Below are 22,587 nucleotides of genomic sequence, written 5' to 3' on the forward strand. Positions count from 1 at the left end.
ATCCGGGTGTAGCGCAGTTTTGGTAGCGCGCTTGAATGGGGTTCAAGAGGCCGTGAGTTCGATTCTCGCCACTCGGACCAAACAAAAATAATCCGAACTTGTTTCCGATAGGAGATGGGTTCGGATTATTTGTTTTCTTCGGAAAATTAGCGTTTGCGAAGCAATGAAAGCCCCAGTGGGGCTTTTAAGCGACGGAACGGTCTGCGTTAGCAGATGGAGGGGCTTTGCCCCGACAAGTTCCATGCAGGTGTCCGTGGAAGATAAAATCCGAAATCATAGATTGACTGACATAAGCCACAACATGATTTCAGGAGGATACGAGTATGAAGTACGATGCAAGAGCTTGCAAATTCAACATGGACACCGGCTGCGTGGAGCTGTTGCTCCGGGATGGAAGAAAAATTTCCATCAATTGCACCGGAGTCGAGGATGCGTTGGATGTGACCATAGCGCAGAGGGCAGAATTGGACTACCTCATCTACAATGACCCACTGGCGTATGCAGATTTGATTCTGAATGGTGACCCGGAGAAATATCTGAAACAAATTTTGTGAAATGAATATTCTGCGATTTTACTGAAGAATTGACAATGTAGCGAAAACTAGATATCATAGCAACAGGCTTTATTTTGTTTCAGAAGAGGTATTAGCATATGGAAGCGTATGAATCTTGACGTTGTGGATGGCGCGGTGGATGAAGGTGGAGAGGGAGAGATTCAGGAGTTTGCAAGTGAGTTCCAGTGACGCTTTTTCCTCCGCTGTTACACGGAACTTGATGACGTGCGTTTTGTTGTTCGGCGTGTCGTGGTGCTGGGAATTGCTAAGGGTCGATTGAACATTCGTTTTGGTCATTGTACCTCCTGTCTGTTCGATAACTCCTCGGTGAAGTTATGTAAGCACGACACGCCGTTGCTGTTCGCACCGTCAGGTGCGAACCATGAGCAGGGTTTGGGGTGGGACCGCGTTTGCGAAGCGCAGCGGAGCAATGAAAGCCCCAGTGGGGCTTTTAAGCGGCAGCGCGGTCTGCGACAGCAGATGGAGGGGCGTTGCCCCGACAAGCGCTACCCCAACAAGATCACTTAGAAAACTCGCAAGAGTTTGAGAAGTGAAGTCCCGGATGGACAGGAAATTTTCAAGAATTGAAAATTTGTGGCCACGGGACGGTTCTTGCCCTCTACCGCTGCGCTCAAAACGCATTTTCAACAAATGTTTCCGAATTGTTAAGACGCAAAAATAAGTAGAGGTGGTGCTGCTCATGTAATGGGGTCACCGTTTGCTCCGAACGAAGTTCCTGCCCCTGTTTATGCAGCGGCGTTGACAAAAAGTCGGTATCACGTCCGGCCGGCTCATGAAATTTTCAAGGTGCGTTACCCATAAAAGAAAAATACCGCCCACGCAGCGCAGCGATGATTTTGTCGGGTGAAACAGCGGCAAAATGAATCGGGTGTGTTGCGGGGCGGTTGATCTTTTAGGGATGATCCACGGCGAGGCTGTGTTCAAAATGAACACGACCACATCTTGTGGATGGCTTCAAGCCAATCCACAAAAGCAGCGGGATTTGTGACAGAGAATATCACGCATTGAACGGTGCGTCAAGATAATTTGAAAAAAATTATTGCGGCAAAGCGGTGATAGTAGGACTTATAGGAGGCTGCTTGAGCTGTTTTTTCTATTTACAGCTACAATGATAGCCATTGGGGGATTGTGATTGGTCAGGGCTGAAAAGGGCTTTCATGATTTGCTGCAGCGCATCATGTCCTCGACGCTCCCAGCGTCCTCAAAGGACGATTTGATGGGTGTGTAGGGATAAGCTGTAAAAAGAAGCATGGACGCCCCCGAAAAGGAGAGCGTCCATGCTTCTTGCTGTATCCGAATGGAGGAGATTGCGAAATCAGTGATTGTCCGGGCAGACGATTTCCAGCATCTGATCGAAAACCTCTTCCATCTGCCGCACCAGTGTGAACTGGGTGCGGGCGCGGTCGAGGTTGTGATCCGGGCGAGCAATATGGAAATAATGGTCGCCCTCCAGATAGTCAGTCAGAAAACGGATGCCGCATTCCAGCGTCATGAGCCTTGCACCCCATGCAAGGCTCTTTTTTTCTGCCATGCTCATGGATGCCCCGGCAGTGGAGAGATACCCTTTGGCGAACACTTCGTACAGATGCAGGTCAAAATGGACTTTGCTCTGGTCAGGTTCGTCCTCAGCGCAGTCGTTGGCACCGGTGCGGATGGAATCGCCGAAGTCGTAGGCCGAAAGTCCCGGCATCACGGTGTCGAGGTCAATGACACAGATGCCTTTTCCGGTAGCGGCATCGATGAGGACATTGTTGATCTTGGTATCGTTATGGGTGACGCGCAAGGGGATTTCCCCGGCGGCAAGCTGGTCGAGCAGGACATGGCAGTCCTGCTCCCGCGCATGGATAAATTCGATTTCCGGCGCAATGTTCTTTGCGCGGCCCAGTGCATCGGCGGCGAGGGCTTTTTCAAAATTGGCATAGCGGTTGGGCGTGTCGTGGAAGCGGGCGATGGTTTCGTGGAGGGTGGAGGCCGGATAATCCTCCAGCTGGTTCTGGAATTTGCCCAGTGTCTCGGCCACGGTGCGGAAGTCGGTTTCGCTGCCGACCTGCTGCAAACAGATGGTATCTTCTACAAAGTCGTAGGCACGCCATGCGCCGCCGTCTGCATCCAGATAGCAAGTCGACCCCGACAAAGTTGGGATGACGTTCAGCGTTTCCCGTGCTGGGTCGCCGCCCTCGGCAAGAATTTTCGCCCGCAGATGCCGGGTCACGCCGCAGACATTCTCCATCAGGCCCACCGGGTTAGTAAAGGTATCTGTGTTGATGCGCTGCAAAATAAAGCGTTTGGAATGATCTTCCCGCCAGACCACAAAGGTGTCGTTGATATGCCCCTCACCATAGTGGTGAGCATCGCAGAGCACAGGCCCGCCAAAATCAAAGGCATTTGCAGCAGACTGGAGCAAAGAAAGGGTAACGGATTTCATCATAAATTCCTCGTTTTCGTTATACTTCATGCCGTTTTGTCGGGGCGGGGCGTTTTCCCTGCCGCGTCTGACGGCGGTATTCGTTGGGGGTCATGCCCTCCGCCTTGCGGAAGCACTGGGAGAAATAGCTGGGGGAGGAAAAGCCCATCAGCTCGCTGATCTGCGCCAGACTGTAGCTGGTGTTGCCTAGCATATGCTTGCTCTCCTCAATGCGGCGGCGGTTCAGGTAAGTAATGGGGGAAATGCCGTACTCCCGCTGGAAGGTGTGGGCCAGATAGTATTTGTTCAGGTGGGCAAGCTCTGCCAGCAGGTCCAGCGAGATATCCTCGCGGTAGTTGGTGTCCAGATACCGCTTGATCTCGGCGCACTCCCGGTTCTCGGTCGGGGCAGCCTCCTCCAGCTGCAGCGAAATGGTGGTGCAGCGCACTAGCCAGATCAGCAGTACCTCCAGCAGGTCCTGACAAACGGTCTCGCAGCCGTCTAAGCTGCGGTCGGCCTCGGCCAGCAGCATGTGCAGCAACGTGACCATCCGCTCCCGGTTCTCCCGGCAATTGAAGATGGCGTAGTTCGTATCCGCCTTGCTGAACAAAAACTCCATGCTGGCAACGCCCAGCACGATATACTCCAAGGGCGAGGCGTTCAGGCTAAGCTCGGTATGCTCCACCTGCGGGTTCACAATGACCATATCGTCCGGCTTTACCGGGAACAGCTGCCCGGCAAGGTAGAACTGTCCCTCGCCGCTGAGGCAGTAGAACAGCTCCGTGCAGGAGTGGGTGTGGGTGGTACTGTTCCAATCGCCGCCAAATTTGCTTTTGCTGATGTACAGCAGCCGGAAGGATTCCCGCGGAGCGGGCGCGTGGCGGATATCAAAGCGCTGGGTACTCATAGATGATCGGCTCCTTCGGGAAACGCAAATTTTCTAAAAATAAACGCAACATTCTAAAAACATTATCAAAAAATGGTGCGTTGTATCGTGCACTTTACCCTCATTATAGAGGGAACATACAAAAAAAGCAAGCCCTGATTTTAGGCTAATTTTTATATTTTTGTTTCTCAAGTCCCTTCGAAATATGTCAAAATAGTTACAGGCTGGGGATTATGCTGAAACTTTTAAAAGATTTTTAGCACTTTTGCTGGAAGAATTTTTTAGAAAGCAACATCTATAAAAAATGAAACAACAAACCTCTTGAGCAAGGAAGCGAAAGAATTTATATTGGAGGCAGAAAAACACACAGTCCTTCGGGCAAAGCCTGTTTGCCCGGCTGTGTTTGAACGGAACAAAATGATGGAGGCAACACAGTATGAATCGTATTTCTCGTCGTAATTTCCTGAAGGCGGCCGGCGTTGGCGCCGCTGCACTGGGTCTGGCTGCCTGCGGCGGCTCTTCCAGCTCCACCGCATCCAGCGTGGCATCCTCCACCGCCGCTTCTTCCGCAGCGGCGGCTGCAGACGTTACCATCAAGGTAGCCGCCATCGAGACCGGCTACGGCGCTGATATGTGGAAGAAGGTCGCCGAGGCCTTTACCGCACAGACCGGCATCAAGGTGGACCTGACCACCGACAAAAAGCTGGAGGACGTCATCGGCCCCTCCATGCAGGGCGGCGACTACCCCGACGTGGTCCATCTGGCCACCGGCCGTGAAGCTGCCCTGACCGAGCAGTTCATCAAGGGCAACCTGATCGCCGACATCACCGATGTGCTGAGCATGACCGTGCCCGGCGAGAGCAAGAAGGTGAGCGAGAAGATCGCCGGCGGCTTTACCGACACCTCCCTGACCAACCCCTACGGCGACGGCAAAACCTATCTGGCTCCCATGTTCTACAGCCCCTGCGGCCTGTTCTACAACGCCGGTTTCCTGAAGGAAAAGGGCTGGGACGTGCCCAAGACCTGGGACGAGATGTGGGCACTGGGCGACAAGGCTGCCGCTGAGGGCACCTACCTGTTCACCTACCCCACCACCGGCTACTTCGACGCCTTCTTCTATGCGCTGATGTACGCTGCCGGTGGCCCGGAGTTCTTCAACAAGGCCACCCACTACACCGAGGGCATCTGGGACACCCCCGAGGCAAAGACCTGCTTTGATATCGTGGCAAAGCTGGCTTCCTACACCAACCCCATCACCCCCGCACAGGCCAACGATCAGGACTTTACCCAGAACCAGCAGCTGGTGCTGGACAACAAGGCCCTGTTCATGCCCAACGGCACCTGGATCGTGGGCGAGATGGCCGAGGCTCCCCGTGCAGACGGCTTTGAGTGGGGCATGACCGCCCTGCCCGCTGTCAAGGCCGGCGGCGATGGTTACAGCTACACCTGGTTCGAGCAGGCATGGATCCCCGCCGGTGCCGAGCATCAGGATGCCGCCAAGCAGTTCGTGGCTTACCTGTACAGCGACGAAGCCTGCAAGCTGTTTGCCGAGAGCGGCGCTATCCAGCCTGTGCTGGGCATCGCCGACAGTCTGGAAGGCGACAACAAGATGTTCTACTCCATCTACGACAACGGCGCAAAGGCCGCCATGGGCAACTTTGCAGCCTTCAGTGCCATCCCCGGCGTGGAAGTGCGCACCGTGTTCTTCGACCCTGTCAACTCTCTGGTGTCCGGCAGCATGACCGAGCAGCAGTGGATCGATGGCATCAAGTCCGCCAGCGACCAGATGCGCGCCAACATCATCGAGTAATTAAGCCCTGCCCAGCGGGGGCGGTTTTTACCGCCTCCGCTTTTTTGGGCTGTACAGTACCATCAAGAAAGGAGCGGTCAATCCCCTATGAGAACGGATAAAAGCCGCAAACGGTTCGTATTCCTCTGTGTGGCACCGGCTACCATCCTGTTTTTCCTCTTTATGATCCTGCCCACCCTCAACGTGTTCCGCATGAGTTTGTATGAGCGGGGTGCCTATTCTCCCAACGAGACCTTTGTGGGGCTTAAAAACTTCCAGCATCTGCTGCGGGACGCCCAGTTCATCCGCTCCATGCAGAATATGATCCTGCTGGTGGTAACGGTCACCCTGATCACCTTCGCCTTTGCACTGGTATTTGCCGCCATCCTCACCCGGGAGAAGATCAAAGGCCAGAACTTTTTCCGCATCATCTTCTACATCCCCAACATCCTGTCGGTGGTCGTCATCTCCGGCATCTTCTCTGCCATCTATAAGCCGGAAAACGGCATGCTGAACAGCATCATCGGCCTGTTCCGCAACATGAGCGACCCCATCCTGTGGAAGGGCGAAAAACTGGTCATCCCCTCCATCATCATTGCCATGGTGTGGCAGGCCATCGGCTACTACATGGTCATGTATATGGCCTCCATGTCTGCCGTGCCCATCAGCCTGTACGAGAGCGCCAATCTGGACGGTGCCGGGCGGCTGACCCAGTTCTTCCAGATCACCATCCCCCTCATCTGGACGAATATCCGCACCACCCTCACCTTTTTTATCATCTCCACCATCAACATGGCCTTCCTCTTCGTCAAGGCCATGACCAGCGGCGGGCCCAACGGCGCATCGGATGTGGCGCTGAGCTATATGTACAGCCAGAAAGACGCTGGCCTGTATGGTTACAGTATGGCCATCGGCGTGGTAATCTTCCTGTTCTCGTTTGCCCTGTCCGCCTGTGTCAACAAGGTCACCAACCGCGATACGCTGGAATTTTAAGGAGGGAAGAAGATGCAGAATACCACCGAAAAATCTTCCCGCTCTGCGGAAGGTCTGTACAAGTTTTTCATCTATTTTGTGCTGGTTCTGCTGGCCGTTACCATCATCGTGCCGGTGGCATGGGTGTTCATGGCCTCCATCAAGCAGAATGCAGAGTTCTACGGCAACCCGTGGGCACTGCCCGCCGGGTTCTACTGGCAGAACTTTGTCAACGCATGGAACGGCGCGAAAATGGGCGAATATATGCTCAACTCGGTCATCGTCACCGCGCTGGCGCTGGCGCTGCTGCTGGTCGTTGCCCTGCCCGCCGCCTACTGCCTGTCCCGCTTTCACTTCAAGGGGTGCAAGGTGCTGAACACCCTGTTCATGGCGGGCTTGTTCATCAACGTGAACTACATCGTGGTGCCCATCTTCCTGATGCTGCGGGACGGCGATGTGTGGCTGAAAAGCCATTTTGGTAGCGGCTTTCTGCTGAACAATCTGGTGGTGCTGGCGGTGGTATACGCCGCCACCGCGCTGCCCTTTACCATCTACCTGCTGTCGGGCTACTTTGCCACCCTGCCCCACGATTTTGAGGAGGCCGCCTATATCGACGGTGCAAGCTATTTTTCCACCATGACCCGCATCATCTTCCCCATGGCAAAGCCCTCCATCATCACCATTATCCTGTTCAACTTCCTGTCCTTCTGGAACGAGTATATCATCTCCATGACCCTGATGAGCTCCACCAAGGCACCCCGCACCCTGCCGGTCGGTCTTTTGAACCTGATGCAGGCGCAGCAGAGCGCCGCCCAGTACGGCACGATGTATGCAGGTCTTGTGCTGGTAATGCTGCCCACCCTGATTTTGTACATCTGCGTGCAGCGGCAGCTGACGCAGGGCATGACCGTGGGCGGCCTGAAAGGTTAAGGTGACAAACGATGAAAGCATACTGGAAAAACCATCCCGCCCTGCGCATGGTCCTGATGCTGGTGCTGTTCGTGCTGGCACTGGTGCTGGTGGTGTCCGGCTGGAAAATGACCGGACAGCTGGCAGGGCTTGGCATCATGCTGGTGGGCGTAGCGCTGCTGCTGGCTGTGCTGGCGCTGTATAACGCCGCCTACGATTGATCCCCTACGATTCAAAGAGAGGCAAAAGGAGAGTTTCCCATGGATGAAATAAGAAAGACCGGGCGCGTGACCATTCCCACAGACCTGGACGTTGTGCCCGAAACGCTGGAGATCTTAAAAAAGTGGGGTGCTGATGCCATCCGCGACTGCGACGGCACCGACTTCCCGCAACAGCTCAAGAATGCGGACGCCAAGATCTACTCCACCTACTATACCACCCGCAAGGACAACGCATGGGCAAAGGCAAACCCGGACGAGGTACAGCAGTGCTACATCATGACCGGCTTTTACACCGCCCCCGGCGACACCGTGACCATCCCGCTGATGAAGGGCATCAGCCCGGAGCTGATGCAGGTAAACACCAACGACGACATCACCCGCTGGTGGGAGGTCATGGATCGAACCACCGGTCAGCCCGTGCCGCCGGAGCAGTGGAGTTACGCCGACGGCAGTGTGACCGTACAGGCCGTACCGTTCCATGAGTATACCGTCAGTTTTCTGGCTTACCTCATCTGGGACCCGGTGCATATGTACAACGCTACCACCAACGGCTGGACGAATTTTGAGCACCAGATCACCTTTGACGTGCGTCAGCCCAAGACCCACAAGTATTCCATGGAGCGCCTGCGCAAGTTCATTGCAGAGCACCCCTATGTAAACGTCATCCGCTACACCACCTTCTTCCACCAGTTCACCCTGATCTTCGACGAGCTGAAGCGGGAGAAGTTCGTGGACTGGTATGGATACTCTGCTTCGGTCAGCCCTTATATCCTCAACCAGTTTGAGCAGGAAGTGGGCTACAAGTTCCGCCCGGAGTACATCATCGATCAGGGCTACTACAACAACCAGTATCGGGTGCCCAGCAAGGAATTTCGGGATTTTCAGGCCTTCCAGCGCCGCGAGGTGGCAAAGCTTGCCAAGGAGATGGTGGATATCACCCACGCGTGCGGGTGCGAAGCCATGATGTTCCTCGGCGATCACTGGATCGGCACCGAACCTTTCATGCCGGAGTTCAAGACCATCGGACTGGATGCCGTAGTGGGCAGCGTGGGCAACGGCTCCACCCTGCGCCTGATCTCTGACATTGAGGGCGTGAAGTACACCGAGGGCCGTTTCCTGCCGTACTTCTTCCCCGACACCTTCCACGAGGGCGGCGACCCGGTGCGGGAAGCCAAGGAGAACTGGGTTACAGCCCGCCGCGCTATCCTGCGCAAGCCCATCGACCGCATCGGCTATGGCGGCTATCTGAAACTGGCCTTGCAGTTCCCGGAGTTCGTGGACTACGTGGAGAGCGTCTGCAACGAGTTCCGCGAACTGTACGAGAACATCAAGGGCACCACACCCTACTGTGTCAAGCGGGTGGCCGTGCTGAACTGTTGGGGTAAAATGCGGGCTTGGGGCTGTCACATGGTGCATCACGCCCTCTATTACAAGCAGAACTATAGCTATGCCGGTGTCATTGAGATGCTGTCCGGTGCGCCCTTTGATGTGAAGTTTATCAGCTTTGAGGATATCAAGAACGACCCGCATCTGCTGGATTCGTTGGATGTCATTATCAATGTCGGCGATGCCGACACCGCACACACCGGCGGCATCTGGTGGGAAGATCCGGAGATCTCCTCCGCTATCCGCAAGTTCGTCTGGAACGGCGGCGGCTTTATCGGCGTGGGTGAGCCTTCCGGTCACCCGTATCAGGGCCACATTCTCCAGCTTGCCAGCGTGCTGGGCGTGGAGGAAGAAAACGGCTTCACCCTCAACTACGACAAGTACAACTGGGAAGAACACCCGGACCATTTCATTCTGCAGGATGCCGACCAACCCGTGGACTTTGGCGAGGGCAAAAAGAACATCTACGCCCTTGAAGGCACCGAAGTGCTGGTGCAGCGAAACAAAGAAGTGCAGATGGCGGCACACGACTTCGGCAAGGGTCGTGCCGTGTACATCAGCGGTGTGCCTTACAGTTTTGCCAACAGCCGTACCCTTTACCGCGCTATCCTGTGGAGTGCCCACAGCGAGGAGGAGCTGCATACATGGTTCAGCTCCAACTACAACGTGGAGGTGCACGCCTACGTCAAAAACGGCAAGTACTGCGTGGTGAACAACACCTACGAGCCGCAGGACACCACCGTTTACACCACAGACGGCAGCAGCTTTGCTCTGCATCTGGATGCCAACGAGATCAAGTGGTATGAGATCTAAGTTCTCCTTTTCATAAACGAACACAACGGGCAGCTCTGTTATCAGAGCCGCCCGTTGTGTTTGCTGTATCTGCCGATAACTCAACCTGTGTCAATCGAACGCTGCAATGGAGATGGCTGGAAACGCAGAAATTCAGTAATGCGAGCGTAATAGACCTGCAGAAAAAAAGAAACTGCCCGCGCAAGTATGCGTAAGATGGTGAAGCACTTGCTGAAAAAATATAAGTATGCGCCAACGTCAAGCGGCGCAAGGGCTGCAACAAAAAGACCGTGCAGAAGGACTGGCTGGAAGATCTAGTCGTCCGGGAGACCATGAAGCTGATTCAGGACGAAGCGGTGATCGACAAGATCGTTCAGCTCGTCATGGATGTCCAGAATCAGGAAAACACCACGATCCCGCTGCTGGAAAAGCAACTGCGAGAGGTTAACAAAAAGCTGGACAACCTGATGAAGGCGATCGAGGACGGCTTGTACACCCGGACAACGAAAGAGCGTCTGGAAGCGCTGGAAATCCAGAAAGATGAACTGATTGCAAAAATCGCAGATGAAAAATTGAAGAAGCCCAGCTTCAATGAGGATTTCATCCGATTCTGGCTGATGAAATTTAGAAAGTTCGATATTTCGCAGAAAAAGCAACGAAAAGCGTTGATTGGAATTTTTGTCAATGCCATTTTTCTGTACGATGACCGGATGCTGATCACGTTCAACTACAAGGATGGCACCCAAACCGTCCGATTTGAGGACGCTTTGACGGCTGATTGCGGAGAAAAAAGTTTGCGTTTGCGAAGCAACGAAAGCCCCAGTGGAGCTTTTTTGTTTGCCCACAGCGTGGTCAGAAAATGAAAAAAGAATGCAAAATGCGGTGCGCTTGAAAAAATGTCAGGACGGGATTTTTGTAAAAAATGTAGAATATCTTGCCGGAAACTGTGCATTCTCTCCAACAAAAACTGCCCAAACGTGTTGATATTGAGAAAAAAGCTTCACAAACGTTTACAAAAGGGTAACAGGTTGGTATACTTTATGGTGGTAAACGTAACAAGCCATGGAAGCTGAAAGGAGAACCTACCCGTGAATACCGCTGCACCGTCCCGTAAAAAACTGCTGAGCTTTGTGCTGACACTGGTGTTTATGCTCACCTGCCTGCCGGCTGCCTTGGCGGTTGATCTGAATGTGGACGCAGGCTTCTACTTCAAGCAGAGCCGTGGCGGCACCTGCACACTGGCATCCGCAGCCATGATGCTGCGCCGCCGTGCCTATTTTGACGGCCTGACCGACTGGTCCACTGTGACCGAGAACAGTGTCCGTTCCACAGCATGGTCCAACGGGCTTTCCCACAGCTTTACATATAAGGAGATGCAGGTGGGCTACGGCACACTGCCCTCCCGCAAACAGGAAAAAGTACAGACCCTGATCACCCTGCTTTCGCAGCACCCGGAGGGCATCGTGCTGTATGACCGCAGCCAGCCCCATGCAGTGCTGCTCACCGACTACACCAACGGCAACTTCTATTGCTCCGATCCGGCAGGCAACATCTCTTCCGGACGCATCCCGCTGGAAAACTCCAGCGTTTCGGTCAATAGGTCCTCCTGCTACTGGTATGTGGCATCAGATCACAACTTCATTGCTGCAGAGGCTGACGGCCTGCGTCTGGAAGGCATGAGCTACCCAATCAATGTCCGTGCGGGCAAGGGCATGGCACTGACCGGCACTGCAAATGCTGCGCTGGGCACCACCCTGACCAATGTGCAGGTGGCAGTGCTGGACGAGAACGACCAGACGGTGTTCACTGCACAGGCAGCACCCAATACGGCGATCTTCTCCTTCAAGTCGCTGGACAGCTCCATCCGCTTTGGTGAACTGCCCGCAGGCAATTACACCTACATGGTGGTCGTGACCGATTCTCAGGGCGATAACCTCTGCTTTACCAGTGACTTCACGGTTTCGGATGGCTCGGCAAGCAGCGGCGTTTACTGGTCGGTGAAGGATACCGAGGGCACCAAGCTGCTGGACAGTATTCAGGAAGTTCAGGATGCCTTTGCAAATGCAACTGAGTCCACTCTGGGCTGGTTTGGCGGTCTATTCCAGTAAAATCATAAACGACAAAAAAGAAGTCCCGGAATACACTTCCGGGATTTCTTTTTTTGCTGTAATTTATTGTAAAAAAAGCTTATTTCAGGGTTCCGTCCAGTACCTGACTGTAATACCAGGGCTTTGGTGCGCGGAAGGTCTTGCCGCTGAGGAACTCGAAATCCGGCTGGTTGAAACGGGGCATGGTGAGTTCCCATGCGCACAGGGCCTGATACTTGAGTTTCAGTTCGCGGTTGGCGGTGTTGTTGCCGTATTTGCTGTCGCCCAGAATGGGACAGCCGATGCTGGCCATGTGTGCACGGATCTGATGGGTGCGGCCGGTGATCAGCTGCACCTTCAGCAGGGCCAGACGGCCGGAGACGGCGATGGTCTCGTACCGGGTCTCCACTTCCTTGGCACCGGGCTGCTTTTCTTCCACGATCTTCACGATGCCGCGGTCCGCGTCCTTGAGCAGATAGCCGCCCAGAGTGGCATCCGGCGGCATCGGACGGCCGAAGGTGACGCAGAGGTAGGTCTTTTTCACTTCGCGGTTCTTGATGGCTGCAAGGAACAGCTCTTCGGCTTCCGGGGTCTTGGCAACGATGACAAGGCCGCTGGTGCCGGTGTCCAGCCGGTGGCACAGCGCCGGGGTGTACAGGTCGTTCTCCTTGTACTCGCCCTGCTGGTTCAGGTAAAGCAGGGTGCGGTTCAGCAGCGTGTCGTCCTCCGGGCCGTCCACGGCAAGACCGGCGGGCTTGTTCACAATGACAATCTGCGGGCAGTCGTAGACTACCTGTGCCGGGCCGCGGGCGTTCTTCCACGCCGGGCCGTCCACACGGCGGTCCGCATCCAGAACTTCATCCAGAATGAACAGCTTGATCTCATCACCGGCCATCACGCGGGTGGAAAGCGGCTGCTTTTTGCCGTTCAGCTTGATCTTGTTCTCCCGCAGGGCCTTGTTCAGGCGGCCCGGGTTCAGTGCCGGGTACTGCTGCATCAGGTAGTTGTCCAGCCGGGTGGGGGCAAGACATTTTACTTTTAAAATTTTCACGGGAAATTCCTCTCTATCTTAAAATCAGTTGCAATAGAATGGGTTCTTGATTCGTTTTTATTGTAGCGGAATAAATCTACCGCGTCAAGAAAGAAGGTATTTTTATGAACCTGAAATATAAGATTCTGGCTGTTCTGGCTGCGGGCATCGCATTGACGGCCTGCGGCGGCTCCGGCACCCCCGCCAGCACCCCCGCATCCAGTGCAGTGCCGGCCTCGTCCCATGTGGCAGAAGAAGGCGTTACGGAACCGATCAATCTGCGGACATGGACACTGGATGACCTTGATGACACGCAGACCACCACATTTGTTTCTGCCTCCATTACCTCCGGTGTGCAGAACGGTAAATTGACTGCAAAGGTGTTCGGCTACGACATTTATAAGAAAGAGGAGATTGAAAAGCTTGCTGTCGGCGATAAGATCGCCTTCCACGAAGAGGGTGCGGCATGGAATCAGGTCGTGAACGATGCGGTGACGAGCATCGAAAAAAATGACGAATACCATCTTGTAAGCATCAACGGCGGCATGGAGCAGCCCGGCGGACTGGACTTGAAGCTGGAGGATGATGACACCTACCGGACGATGACCTTTGACGATTACCCACTCTATTACGAGATGGGAGAAAAGACGATGCCGCTGGCAGAGGATGTAGTGCTGAAGGACAGTTCTGCCGACCCGCAGGCCGAAGCCGTGGAGACTACGGGCGCGGATGCGGTGGCAGCAGCGATCAATGCAGACCCCGATAACTGGACCACCTATAATACCACGCTGGTGGTGCAGGGCGGCAAGGTGCTGGAGGTGCGCCGCATCTGGGTGCCGTAAATTTTGCTCAAAACCGTTGACAAACGTTTTGCGTATGCTATAATTTAGCTGTACGCAAAGGGGCATTGTGTCTGCTTTGCGGAATGTAAAATTATGACAGATGGCAATGATGGGGTCAGAAATGCACACACCACCGTCCAGAGAGAGCGCCCACGGCTGTAAGGTGCTCCGGTCGGGATCATTTCGCGCCACCCCGGAGCTTCCGGCGAATGTAAACCGGACGCTGCGCAGCGTTAATGCGCCGAAAGCGGCAGGGGACACATTTTATCCTTTGCAATTTGGGTGGTACCACGGAGCAGTTTACAGGCAGCCTCGTCCCTTTTGGGATGGGGCTGTTTTTTGTTTTTTCACCGTGCCGCCCCTCTGCCATAACAGCATAAAAACGGCGCACAAGCGCCAAAGACGATTGAGGAGAGAAAACCTATGCAATGGACCGGTTTGAATGAACTGCGTGAAAAGTACCTGAGCTTCTTTGAGAGCAAGGGCCACCTGCGTCTGGACAGCTTCCCGCTGGTGCCCAAGAACGACCCCAGCCTGCTGCTGATCAACAGCGGCATGGCCCCCATGAAAAAGTGGTTTCTGGCTCAGGAAGAGCCGCCCCGTCATCGCGTGACCACCTGCCAGAAGTGTATCCGCACCCCGGATATCGAGCGTGTTGGCATCACTGCCCGCCACGGCACCTTCTTTGAAATGCTGGGCAACTTCTCCTTCCAGGATTACTTCAAAGAAGAGGTCATTCCCTGGGCATGGGAGTTCCTGACTTCCGACGAGTGGATGGCCATTCCGAAGGACCGCCTGCACATCTCTGTGTACGAAGAGGACGACGAGGCTTACGATATCTGGACCAAGAAGGTGGGCATCGCCCCCGACCACATGGTGCGTCTGGGCAAGGAAGACAACTTCTGGGAGCATGGCTCCGGCCCGTGCGGCCCCTGCTCCGAGATCTACTTTGACCGCGGCCCCGAGTACGGCTGCGGCAAGCCGACCTGCGGCGTGGGCTGCGACTGCGACCGCTATATGGAGATCTGGAATCTGGTGTTCAGTCAGTTCGATGCCGACGGCAAGGGCCACTACGAGCGTCTGGCACGCCCCAACATTGATACCGGCATGGGTCTGGAGCGTCTGGCCTGCGTGATGCAGGGCGTGGGCAACCTGTTTGAGGTTGACACCGTGCAGAGCGTGCTGCACCATGTAGAGCACATTGCCAACAAGACCTACGGCGAGGACGACAAGACCGATATCTCCATCCGTGTCATCACCGACCACATCCGCAGCTGCACCTTCATGGTGTCCGATGGCATCCTGCCTTCCAACGAGGGCCGCGGCTATGTGCTGCGCCGCCTGCTGCGCCGTGCTGCCCGCCATGGCCGTATGCTGGGCATCACCCGCCCGTTCCTGGTGGAGCTGGTGGAGACTGTCATCCAGTCCAGCGAGAGCGCATACCCCGAGCTGCGCGAGCACGATGCTTATATCAAGAAGGTCATCGGCACCGAGGAGGCAAACTTTGCCCGCACCATTGATGCCGGCATGAACATCCTGAACAACATGATCGACGGTCTGGAAAAGGCACATGAGCACCTGCTGAAGGGTCTGGATGTGTTCAAGCTGAACGATACCTTCGGTTTCCCGCTGGATCTGACCAAGGAGATCGCTGCGGAGCAGGGTATTGAGATCGACGAGGAAGGCTTCCACGCCGAAATGACCAAGCAGAAGGAGCGTGCCCGTGCAGAGCGCCTGAAGAAGAACATCTCCGGCTGGAGCGAGGATCTGTTCGGTGCGCTGGATGCAGAGCCCACCGTCTTTACCGGCTACGAGACCCTGAACGACACCGGCGTTGTGGTGGCCCTGAGCGACGAGGAGACCCTGACCGATGCCATTGCTACCGACGAGGAAGCAAAGGACGGCGTGCTGGTGGTTCTGGATAAGACTCCCTTCTACGCTGAGATGGGCGGTCAGGCTGCGGACCACGGCATGCTGAACAGCGCCGACTGCAGCCTGCGCGTGCTGGATGTGAAGAAGACCCCCAAGGGCTACTACGTCCACACCTGCGTGCTGGAGAGCGGCATCGTGAAGGTGGGCGACCATCTGAACGCTCAGGTGGACAAGGAATACCGCATGGCCATTGCCCGCAACCACACCGCCACCCATCTGCTGCAGGCAGCGCTGCGTGAAGTGCTGGGCGACCACGTCCATCAGGCAGGCTCCTATCAGGATGCAGAGATCACTCACTTCGACTTTACCCACTTCAGCGCTGTCACTCCCGAGGAGCTGGCCCGCGTGCAGAAGATCGTGAACGATAAAATCTACGAGTCCATGAACGTCACCGTCCGGGAAATGCCCATTGAGGAAGCCAAGAAGCTGGGTGCAATGGCTCTGTTCGGCGAAAAGTACGGCAAGGTCGTGCGTGTTGTGGACATCGAGGGTTGGTCTACCGAGTTCTGCGGCGGCACCCACGTGAAGAACACCGCCCAGATCGGCGGCTTCAAGATCGTGAGCGAGGCCTCCGTTGCTGCGGGCATCCGCCGCATCGAGGCTGTCACCGGCCGCAACCTGCTGATCCGTGCAAACCTGCAGGAGGCTATGCTGCATACCGTGGCAAACACCCTGAAGGCAAACAACGTGACCGCTCTGCCCGTCCGTGCCGAGGCCGTGATGGCTGAGAACAAGGCTCTGGCCAAGGAGCTGGAAGAGATCAAGGCACAGGTCGCCGCTTCCAAGGTGACCAGCCTGTTTGACAATGCCGAAGAGATCGGCGGCGTGAAGATCGCTTCTGCATACTTCACCGGTACCACCGGCGACACCTTGCGCGGCATGTGCGATACCGTCCGCGACAAGGCTGTGAAGCCCGCTGTGGCGGTTCTGGTGGGCAAGGCTGAGGATAAGATCACCATGGCTGTCACTGTGACCAAACAGGCACAGGAAAAGGGCCTGAAGGCCGGTGCTCTGGTCAAGGAGATCGCTGCCATTGCCGGCGGCAAGGGCGGCGGCAAGCCGGACTTTGCAATGGCCGGCCTGAAGGATGAGACCAAGATCGACGAAGCTCTGGCTGCTGTCGGCGCCATCGTCAAGAAGGCTCTGGGCGAATAAGAAAACGGGTTCGCCCTCTCCGTCAGCGCTGACGCGCTGCCAAAGTTTATGGTTTTGCCAAGGGCTCTCTCTTTGGGAGAGCTGGACGCAAAGCGGCCTGAGAGGGCGGGGACGTTTATAAAATATCAGGAAGGAGTTGTTTCCCATGGAAGATTGTCTGTTCTGTATGATCGCGGAGGGGAAAATCCCCTCCAAGAAGCTGTACGAGGACGAGCAGGTGGTGGCGTTTTACGACATCAACCCGCAGGCCAAGGTGCACTTTCTGGTGGTGCCCAAAAAGCACATTGTCTCTGCCGCTGCGCTGACCGAAGAGGACGGCGCACTGCTGGGCCATATCTTTGCAGTGATCGCAAAGCTGGCTGCAGAGCAGGGCCTGAACAACGGCTACCGCGTCATCTCCAATGTTGGCGAGGACGCAGGCCAGACCGTGAAACATCTGCATTTCCATGTTCTGGGCGGCGAAAAGCTGCCTGTCTGATTCCAATAAAAAGGGAGCGTTGAATTATGGCTGAGACCTATACTCTGCACGTTGCAGGCCTGACCCGTGAGCTGACCATCTGCAAGGTGAATGACCACATGGACATTGCTGCTTTTATCATGCTGGGTGATGCCGAGCTGACCGTGGCTGCTGCCGCTGAACTGCTGAAGAAGTGCCCGGATTTTGATATCCTGCTGACCGCCGAGGCCAAGGGCATCCCTCTGGCACACGAGATGAGCCGCCAGAGCGGCAAGCCCTACGTCTGCGCACGCAAGGGCGAAAAGCTGTATATGACCGACCCCGTGGTGGTGGAGGATCAGTCCATTACCACCGCAGGCAAGCAGAAGCTGGTCATCGACCGCAAGGAGCTGGACAAGATGAGCGGCAAGCGCGTTCTGGTGGTGGACGATGTCATTTCCACTGGCGGTTCGCTCAAGGCTCTGGACGCGCTGGCTGAGCAGACCCAGTGCACCATTGTGGGCCAGGCCGCTGTTCTGGCCGAGGGCGATGCAGCTGAGCGCAAGGATATCATCTTCCTGGAGCCGCTGCCTCTGTTCTTCCACTAAGCTGCAATGCGACGCCCGCTCTGCGTTTTCTGCGCTGGAATGCTGGGTGTGGAGTTAGTGTGCGTTTTTTTGCCGCAAACGGAACTTTTTGTGCCGTTTGCGGCATTTTTTGTTGCCGTTTGTCTGGTGCTGTGCATCTTTGATGCTGCCCGCAAAGCAGCGCTCTGCATCCTGCTGGGTGCTGCTGTGGGTATGGCATCGGTGCTGCACACGGCAAACCGGCTGGAGCGCATCCGGGTGCAATATGCAGGCCGTCCACTGGTGCTGACCGCAGAGGTGGAAAGCACGGCGGATTCCTACGATCCCGGTATCGTGGATGCGGTTTTGCATGTAGAGAAAGTGAACGGCAGCGCGGCATCCTTCCGGGTGGAGTGCAGTGCTTTGCCGGAGTGCAAAGCCGGGGAAAGGGTGCAGGGAAGATTTATACTGTCGGCCCCGGCATCCGGAAGCCGGGTCAGCCTGTACGCGGACGGCATCGCTCTGCAGGCGGAAATGGACGAGGACGGGCCGGAGCTTACAGTTCTGGGCGAAAGCGGCAGCTTCCGCGCCCGCACCCACCGCCTGCAGCAAAGGCTCAGTGCGTCGCTGCGCCGCCGTATGGACGGCAAGACCGGCGGTGTGCTGGCTGCCATGACTACCGGCGACCGGAGTTATCTGTCTTCGGCCATGCGCAGCGCCTACCGGGGCGCGGGTCTTGCCCATGTGCTGGTGGTAAGCGGAATGCATGTGTCCATTTTGTGCGGTGATATCCTCAGCACACTCCTGCCCTACGAGTGGGAGCAGAGCTACCGCAGGCGCAGACGCCGGGCGGTATTCCGAAGTCTGCTGGCCTTTTTGCTGATGGGCGTGACAGGCTTCACACCCTCGGTATGCCGCGCCGCAGTGGCGGTCTGGGTCGGTGCACTGGGTGTGTGGCTGTACGGCCCGCCGGATACCCTTACCTCTCTGGCGGTGGCAGGTATCGTTATGACCGCAGGCAACAGCTACGCAGTGTGCGATATCGGCTTTGAACTTTCGTTTGCGGCGGTGATGGGCACGGTGGCAGGCGGTGTGTGCATCCGCCGCGCCCGGGATGCGTGGTACCGCCAGTTCTGGAAAAACGCGAAAAATCCGGTGAAGCGCCCATGGTATTTCAAACTGCCGGAACGTCTTTGGGGCCTTGCGGAAAGCATTTGCATCTCGTTTTGTGCTTCGGTGGCCACATTCCCGGTGCTGGTGCTGCGCGGGCTGAGTGTGAGCATTTATGCGGTGGCATCCAGTGTGGCGGTGCTGTGGCTCATCCAGCCCATGATGCTGCTGGGCCTTGGCACGGCCTTTGCCGGCCTGGTGCCCGCTCTTGCTCCGCTGTATGGGGTGCTGTCCGCAGCGTCTGCGGCGTTGACCGGCCTGCTCGACCGCTGGGCCGTCTGGATCTCTGCAAAACCGGGCGCGGGAATCTACTTCGATACGGCCTATGCAGCCATCGTGTGTCTGGTGCTGATCCTGTTGTGCTGGCTGGCGTTCCACTGGCGGGTACGGCTGCGGGTGGCAGGGCCATGCATCCTGCTGGCGGCAGCTGTTTCCATCGGGCTGGGCAATGCTCTCAGCCAGGATGTGGTGCACATCGACCTTGTAGGCAGCGCCAACGCGCCGGCAGTGGTCGTCACCCAGAACGATACCGCCATGGTGCTGTTCCGGGGCGGAGCTTCTGCCCAGAACGCAGTGGAAAACCAGCTTGCCCGGCGGGGCGTGCAGACTGTGGAGCTTGTGGCAGACCTGCGCACAAACCCTAAAACGGCCTGTACACTGGAAGCAGAGCGGACACTTCCGGCAGCAGAAATGGCGGTGAACACAGCACAAAAGCTGCGGTGCACACCGGCTCTGGTGGAAATGCTGCGCACCCGGAATGGCTGTCTTGTGCGGCTGACTGTGGGCAACCGGCAGTTTGCCGTGGTCAATGGAACTGTAGAACTGGCAAAACAGGTCACAGTGCAGTGGCTGCTGGCATCCCCTGCAAAGCCGGATGCTGTGCAGTATAAAAATGTTCTGGCCCTGCGCAGCTATGACTGGATGGACAACAGAAAAGAATTGGCGGCATCCATCAGCCTGCGGCGGCACGGCGGGCTGAAAACGGAGTGATGCTTTGCAATCCGTGCAGAGTGTGGTACAATAGAACAACACCATAAGAGAAGGGAGGTGCCTGCATGGCGACCGAGACAAAACTCCGGCAGTTGGCGGACAAGGGCTGTCCGGTCTACTATTTTTATTCCAGTGAACGGTATCTGGTGCGGCAGGCGGTCACGGCCATCACCCGCATCCTGACCGCAGACAGCGACGAGGATGCCACGGTTCTGGATGGAGCTGCGCCGGAGATCGAACAGCTCATCATGGCGGCGGGCACCATCTCATTTTTTGGTACCCGGCGTGTGGTGGTGTTGCCGGAGATCGACCCTGCAGCTTACAGTGACAAGGATCTGGAAGAGTTGAACAGCACCCTTTCCAGTCTGGAAAATGCTGTGGTGGTGCTGGGCAGCGTGTTTGAACTGGAGCGCAGCAAGCTCAAAACAGGCAAGCGCGCACAGAAGCTGATCGCGCAGTGCAAGGCGCTTGGCTACACCGAAGAATTGGCTAAGCCCAAGCCCTTTGAACTGAAAATGATGATGATCGATCGCGCAAAGGAGCAGAAAACCACCCTGCCGGACGGCGCAGCGGCGGCGCTGCTGGAGCGCTGCGGCGAGGATCCGTTCCTTTTGGAAAATGAGGTGGACAAGCTCTGTGCATTGTCCGGGTATCAGACGGTCACGGCAGCGATGGTGGCGGAAATGGGCACGGTCAGTCTGGAAGCAGACGTGTTCGAGATGATCCGCATGATCACGGCCAAAAACGCCACAGGTGCCTGCAAAAAGCTGCAGACTTTGCTGCGCCTGCAGCAGGAGCCCATTGCCATTACAGCGGCCATGATCGGCAGCTATGTGGATCTGTACCGGGTCAAGCTGGGGGCAGCAAAACGGAAAAATTACAGCACGGTATTCAAGGATTTTGGCTATAAGGGCAGTGATTACCGGCTCAAGCGGTCGGCCGAAACAGCCTCGCATTACACGCTGGGCCAGATTGAAAACTGTATGCAGGTGCTGCTGGAACTGGACCAGAGCCTGAAAAGCCAGCCTACCGATGACCAGATCCTGCTGGAAACAGCGCTGTGCCGGTTGGCAATGGCGGGGAGCGGACGATGAAGGAAAACGAAATGATCCATACAGGCCGGGTGCTCATTGTGGAGGGCAAGTACGATGCGGCCCGGCTCTCCCATCTGACCGATGCCATGATCCTGCTGACGGATGGCTTTGGCATTTACAGCGACAAAAAGCGCCAGCAGCTGTTCAAAGCGCTGGCGCAGAAAAACGGCCTGATCCTGCTCACGGATTCGGACGCAGCAGGCTTCCGCATCCGCACCTACATCACCAATCTGGTGGGAGAAAAGAATGTGGTGCAGGCTTACGTGCCCGCGATCCACGGCAAGGAAAAGCGCAAGGAGCAGCCCGGCAAGGAGGGCCTGCTGGGGGTCGAGGGCGTGGACGATGCCATTGTTCTACAGGCGCTGCGGGATGCCCTTGGCGCTGAGGCGGGTGCCGCAGCGGCCCGCCCGGAAGGACGGCAGATCACCTATACCGACCTCTACGAGTGGGGGCTTTCCGGCAGGCCGGGCAGCGCCGAGCGCAAGGCAAAGCTTCTGAACGCGCTGGGCCTGCCGCCGCGTCTTTCCAAAAAGGAGCTGGTGGAAGCGCTGAATCGACTGTATACTTTTGAACAATTGGACGAACTGCAGTTGAAAATTCTGGATAGCTGACTGCATGGCGCAGGGGCGAGCGCACCGCTCACCTCTGCGCTGTTTTTGTACCCGGAACATCCCACCGCTGGCGCAGAAGTTCCAGCGCATGAGTTTCCAGACGGGAAACATAGCTGCGGCTGATGTCCAGCAGTTTTGCAGTTTCCAGCTGGGTCAGCGGCGGCTGGCCGGAAAGACCATACCGCAGCAGAATGATCTGTCGCTCCCTGGCGGGCAGGCCGTCCAGCAGCTGCCGCATCCGGCGGATATCGTCCTGCGTTTCGCAGGTGTCCTCCATGCAGAAGCTGTCCTGCAGCACATCGGCCAGCGTCAGCGCAGAGTCACCATCTGATTCCAGCGCTTCCTGCAGCGAGACGGTCCCGCCGGTTTTGCGGTTCCGGCGGAACTGCATCCGGATCTCATTTTCAATGCACCGGCTGGCGTAGGTGGAAAAGCGTGCCCGACGGGCAGAGTCGAAAGTATCCACTGCTTTCATCAGGCCGATGGTGCCGATGGAAATAAGGTCGTCCTGATCGCCGGGCAGGGCATAGTATTTTTTTACGATGTGTGCCACCAGACGCAGATTGTGCCGGATCAGTTTTTCCCGTGCGGCAGGGTCACCGGCACGCAGTGCGGAAAAGGCTTCGGTTTCTTCCCGGGCAGAGAGGGGCCGCGGAAAGCTGCCGCTTTCCAGATGAAGCGCCAGAACCAGAAACTTTGTGGCAAAAAATTGCAGAAGAGATAAAAACATGCCGACCCCT

General features: G+C 56.3%; 20 protein-coding genes, 1 tRNA gene and 1 pseudogene. 16 read left to right on the forward strand and 6 right to left on the reverse strand.

What is annotated here, in order from left to right:
• Positions 1-2: 2 nt before the first annotated feature.
• A tRNA-Pro gene (locus GKG36_RS00255) sits at positions 3-80 on the forward strand.
• 243 nt (positions 81-323) lie between these two features.
• Positions 324-554 carry a DUF6061 family protein gene (locus GKG36_RS00260; protein WP_097800178.1) on the forward strand — a complete coding sequence of 77 codons (231 nt, stop codon included), beginning with the start codon at positions 324-326 and terminating at the stop codon, positions 552-554.
• 111 nt (positions 555-665) lie between these two features.
• On the opposite strand, the pseudogene GKG36_RS00265 reads toward GKG36_RS00260, so the two are convergent.
• From GKG36_RS00265 to GKG36_RS00280, 4 genes and pseudogenes are all read right to left on the reverse strand, one after another.
• Positions 666-851, reverse strand: a pseudogene (locus GKG36_RS00265) (mobilization protein); the annotation flags it as partial.
• Between the two features lie 72 nt (positions 852-923).
• Positions 924-1,256, reverse strand: a complete 333-nt coding sequence (locus tag GKG36_RS00270; protein ID WP_154258513.1) for a hypothetical protein — start codon at positions 1,254-1,256, stop codon at positions 924-926.
• Positions 1,257-1,890: 634 nt separating this feature from the next.
• Positions 1,891-3,000 (reverse strand): aminoglycoside phosphotransferase family protein, encoded by a 1,110-nt coding sequence (locus GKG36_RS00275; protein WP_173012859.1) that lies wholly within the window; start codon positions 2,998-3,000, stop codon positions 1,891-1,893.
• 19 nt (positions 3,001-3,019) lie between these two features.
• Positions 3,020-3,886 (reverse strand): AraC family transcriptional regulator, encoded by an 867-nt coding sequence (locus GKG36_RS00280; protein ID WP_005946244.1) that lies wholly within the window; start codon positions 3,884-3,886, stop codon positions 3,020-3,022.
• Positions 3,887-4,301: 415 nt separating this feature from the next.
• On the opposite strand from GKG36_RS00280, the gene GKG36_RS00285 reads away from it, so the two are divergent.
• The 7 genes from GKG36_RS00285 to GKG36_RS00315 all read left to right on the forward strand — a co-directional run bounded on the left by GKG36_RS00285 (position 4,302) and on the right by GKG36_RS00315 (position 12,042).
• Positions 4,302-5,675: a carbohydrate ABC transporter substrate-binding protein gene (locus tag GKG36_RS00285; RefSeq protein ID WP_005926929.1), complete on the forward strand. Its 1,374-nt coding sequence runs from the start codon at positions 4,302-4,304 to the stop codon at positions 5,673-5,675.
• Positions 5,676-5,762: 87 nt separating this feature from the next.
• Positions 5,763-6,647 carry a sugar ABC transporter permease gene (locus GKG36_RS00290; protein WP_005926926.1) on the forward strand — a complete coding sequence of 295 codons (885 nt, stop codon included), beginning with the start codon at positions 5,763-5,765 and terminating at the stop codon, positions 6,645-6,647.
• Positions 6,648-6,659: 12 nt separating this feature from the next.
• Complete coding sequence (locus GKG36_RS00295) at positions 6,660-7,556, forward strand: carbohydrate ABC transporter permease (protein WP_005946252.1); 897 nt, start codon at positions 6,660-6,662, stop codon at positions 7,554-7,556.
• A gap of 11 nt (positions 7,557-7,567) precedes the next feature.
• Positions 7,568-7,756, forward strand: a complete 189-nt coding sequence (locus GKG36_RS00300) for a hypothetical protein (RefSeq protein ID WP_005946255.1) — start codon at positions 7,568-7,570, stop codon at positions 7,754-7,756.
• Between the two features lie 39 nt (positions 7,757-7,795).
• A complete protein-coding gene (gene gnpA, locus GKG36_RS00305; RefSeq protein WP_154258517.1) occupies positions 7,796-9,955 on the forward strand; it encodes a 1,3-beta-galactosyl-N-acetylhexosamine phosphorylase in 2,160 nt (719 codons plus the stop codon).
• A 311-nt stretch (positions 9,956-10,266) separates the two neighbouring features.
• Positions 10,267-10,797 carry a hypothetical protein gene (locus GKG36_RS00310; protein WP_243139095.1) on the forward strand — a complete coding sequence of 177 codons (531 nt, stop codon included), beginning with the start codon at positions 10,267-10,269 and terminating at the stop codon, positions 10,795-10,797.
• Between the two features lie 225 nt (positions 10,798-11,022).
• On the forward strand, positions 11,023-12,042 hold the full coding sequence (locus tag GKG36_RS00315; RefSeq protein WP_243145063.1) for a hypothetical protein: 1,020 nt from the start codon (positions 11,023-11,025) through the stop codon (positions 12,040-12,042).
• Between the two features lie 79 nt (positions 12,043-12,121).
• Here the strand turns inward: GKG36_RS00315 and GKG36_RS00320 are convergent, their stop codons facing one another.
• Positions 12,122-13,072 (reverse strand): RluA family pseudouridine synthase, encoded by a 951-nt coding sequence (locus tag GKG36_RS00320; RefSeq protein ID WP_097774696.1) that lies wholly within the window; start codon positions 13,070-13,072, stop codon positions 12,122-12,124.
• Between the two features lie 104 nt (positions 13,073-13,176).
• Here GKG36_RS00320 and GKG36_RS00325 point away from each other — a divergent pair, with 104 nt between their 5' ends.
• The 7 genes from GKG36_RS00325 to GKG36_RS00355 all read left to right on the forward strand — a co-directional run bounded on the left by GKG36_RS00325 (position 13,177) and on the right by GKG36_RS00355 (position 21,847).
• Positions 13,177-13,893 carry a hypothetical protein gene (locus GKG36_RS00325; protein ID WP_154258519.1) on the forward strand — a complete coding sequence of 239 codons (717 nt, stop codon included), beginning with the start codon at positions 13,177-13,179 and terminating at the stop codon, positions 13,891-13,893.
• Positions 13,894-14,316: 423 nt separating this feature from the next.
• A complete protein-coding gene (gene alaS, locus GKG36_RS00330; RefSeq protein WP_154258521.1) occupies positions 14,317-16,980 on the forward strand; it encodes an alanine--tRNA ligase in 2,664 nt (887 codons plus the stop codon).
• Between the two features lie 145 nt (positions 16,981-17,125).
• On the forward strand, positions 17,126-17,458 hold the full coding sequence (locus GKG36_RS00335; RefSeq protein WP_005946271.1) for a histidine triad nucleotide-binding protein: 333 nt from the start codon (positions 17,126-17,128) through the stop codon (positions 17,456-17,458).
• 26 nt (positions 17,459-17,484) lie between these two features.
• A complete protein-coding gene (locus GKG36_RS00340; RefSeq protein WP_005946272.1) occupies positions 17,485-18,024 on the forward strand; it encodes a phosphoribosyltransferase family protein in 540 nt (179 codons plus the stop codon).
• 69 nt (positions 18,025-18,093) lie between these two features.
• Positions 18,094-20,142 carry a ComEC/Rec2 family competence protein gene (locus tag GKG36_RS00345; protein ID WP_243139096.1) on the forward strand — a complete coding sequence of 683 codons (2,049 nt, stop codon included), beginning with the start codon at positions 18,094-18,096 and terminating at the stop codon, positions 20,140-20,142.
• A 65-nt stretch (positions 20,143-20,207) separates the two neighbouring features.
• Positions 20,208-21,236, forward strand: a complete 1,029-nt coding sequence (gene holA / locus GKG36_RS00350; RefSeq protein ID WP_005946275.1) for a DNA polymerase III subunit delta — start codon at positions 20,208-20,210, stop codon at positions 21,234-21,236.
• The gene (locus GKG36_RS00355) at positions 21,233-21,847 is read left to right on the forward strand and encodes a DUF4093 domain-containing protein (RefSeq protein WP_097774702.1); all 615 of its coding nucleotides are present in this window, start codon (positions 21,233-21,235) and stop codon (positions 21,845-21,847) included. Before holA ends, GKG36_RS00355 begins: the two co-directional genes overlap by 4 nt.
• A gap of 28 nt (positions 21,848-21,875) precedes the next feature.
• On the opposite strand, the gene GKG36_RS00360 is transcribed toward GKG36_RS00355, so the two are convergent.
• Positions 21,876-22,577 carry a sigma-70 family RNA polymerase sigma factor gene (locus GKG36_RS00360; RefSeq protein WP_243145064.1) on the reverse strand — a complete coding sequence of 234 codons (702 nt, stop codon included), beginning with the start codon at positions 22,575-22,577 and terminating at the stop codon, positions 21,876-21,878.
• Positions 22,578-22,587: the final 10 nt, after the last annotated feature.

The sequence above is a fragment of the Faecalibacterium sp. BIOML-A1 genome, assembly GCF_009679715.1.
Lineage (GTDB): Bacteria > Bacillota > Clostridia > Oscillospirales > Ruminococcaceae > Faecalibacterium > Faecalibacterium taiwanense.